The sequence below is a fragment of the Stenotrophomonas sp. HMWF003 genome (assembly GCF_003061285.1).
Classification (GTDB): domain Bacteria; phylum Pseudomonadota; class Gammaproteobacteria; order Xanthomonadales; family Xanthomonadaceae; genus Stenotrophomonas; species Stenotrophomonas maltophilia_AP.
On record NZ_QAIW01000465.1, the window covers coordinates 1 to 411 of the forward strand.

The following is a 411-nucleotide window of genomic DNA, read 5'->3' on the forward strand; positions in this document are numbered from 1 at the left end:
GCTGCAGACCGACCCGGGCGCCCGCCATGCCGGCGCGAAGATCAAGCGGGTGGTGATCAAGGGCAGCTTCCACGGTCGCACCGATCGCCCCGGCCTGTACTCCGATTCCAGCCGCAAGACCTACACCCAGCACCTGGCCAGCTACCGCGGCGAAGACAGCGTCATCGCCCTGGCGCCGTACGACGAGGAAGCGCTCAAGCGCGTCTTCGCCGAGGCCGAGCAGAACCACTGGTTCATCGAGGCGGTGTTCCTGGAGCCGGTGATGGGCGAAGGCGACCCGGGCCGTTCGGTGCCGCCGTCGTTCTACGCGCTGGCCCGCGAGCTGACCCGCCAGCACGGCAGCCTGCTGCTGATCGACTCGATCCAGGCCGGCCTGCGTGCGCATGGCGTGCTGTCGCTGGTGGACTACCC

1 protein-coding gene is annotated in these 411 nt (G+C 69.3%); it reads left to right on the forward strand.

All coding sequences use genetic code 11. The features are described from left to right. Positions 1-411: aminotransferase class III-fold pyridoxal phosphate-dependent enzyme (locus tag DBR34_RS24425; protein ID WP_258224216.1), on the forward strand; the 411-nt coding region annotated here is incomplete at both ends.